Origin of the sequence: Martelella mangrovi (genome assembly GCF_040545495.1) — a bacterium.
GTDB lineage: Bacteria > Pseudomonadota > Alphaproteobacteria > Rhizobiales > Rhizobiaceae > Martelella > Martelella mangrovi.
Map to the genome: position 1 here is coordinate 1 of NZ_JBEPLY010000033.1, position 1,041 is coordinate 1,041.

The window sequence follows — 1,041 nt, forward strand, 5'->3', positions numbered from 1 at the left end:
GCCTCAAAAATATAACGCGGGGTGGAGCAGCCCGGTAGCTCGTCAGGCTCATAACCTGAAGGCCGCAGGTTCAAATCCTGCCCCCGCAACCAAAAACGTTTTATCAGCAATATCAAAGCCCTCGCATAACCGTGGGGGCTTTTGGCGTTTTGGCATCCGTACACCACTAGCGAGGTGCAGCAAATCCGCAATCGCACCATAGAGGTCGATATCGAGGCCCGCTTCCTCTTCGAATGGCGTCAGTTGTCTCTCATGAGGTCCTTCGCACGCCAATGTCGAGCATCGTATCGGACAGAAGCCACTTCTGCGTGGCTTCTCGTCTTCCAAAGTTTTGAGCCGGGCAGCCTCGGAAACCTTCATACCACCATAAGCGGTAAACCTTGGACGTTGGAAGATCGGCCTCCTGTTCCTTGATCGTCCCAATAAACTGCGCCTCGGTGAATTGGCTCTTTCGCTTAAATCTGCTCCATATGATTGTGCAAATTCTACATCAAAACGCAGGACCATGCGGGGAGCAGGCCAACATCATCCCTACCGAAACGATAGTCGGTAGACCAACCGGACTGATTGAGCGGAATATCTCCGGCTTGCCGCAGTGCCTGATCGCTTTGGAAAGCGGGCGGCTATTTTCGTAGCCCGCCGGGAGCACCGACCGAGCCGCGGCTGCCGCCGCTCATATCCATGCGAACCTTGTCGAGTTCCTCGGCATAGCGGCGCAGAACATAACTTTCGCTCAAAAGCCCGATGACACGGTTCGAAATGCGGTCGCTGACGACGACAAGCGCATCGGATGACTGTTCCTCGAACTGCTGTGCGGCCTGCCGCGCATTCATGTCCGGCGTTAGAACACAGGTCTTCAGCGCCAGAAAACGGTCCAGCGGCTGGTCGAGCATATCGGCATCGAGAGCGTGGATTTCCGGCATGAGGGCGATGCCGGCATAGCCACCTGAGAACGGCGGTGCAAAAGTCGGCCACGGAAGCGGCGGAATAGACCGTCCGCGGGCGGAGTAAAATCCGTCCACCTATCTTCCTTCTGCAATG

At 56.2% G+C, this 1,041-nt stretch carries 1 protein-coding gene, 1 tRNA gene and 1 pseudogene; 1 reads left to right on the forward strand and 2 read right to left on the reverse strand.

Annotated features, from left to right (window positions below; genetic code table 11):
• Positions 1 to 15: 15 nt before the first annotated feature.
• A tRNA-Met gene (locus ABID12_RS20825) sits at positions 16 to 92 on the forward strand.
• Between the two features lie 182 nt (positions 93 to 274).
• Here ABID12_RS20825 and ABID12_RS20830 read toward each other — a convergent pair.
• Together ABID12_RS20830 and ABID12_RS20835 are read right to left on the reverse strand one after the other, a co-directional pair.
• Positions 275 to 472: pseudogene (locus ABID12_RS20830) on the reverse strand (IS3 family transposase); the annotation flags it as partial.
• 151 nt (positions 473 to 623) lie between these two features.
• Positions 624 to 1,022 carry a CBS domain-containing protein gene (locus tag ABID12_RS20835; RefSeq protein ID WP_354435965.1) on the reverse strand — a complete coding sequence of 133 codons (399 nt, stop codon included), beginning with the start codon at positions 1,020 to 1,022 and terminating at the stop codon, positions 624 to 626.
• Positions 1,023 to 1,041: the final 19 nt, after the last annotated feature.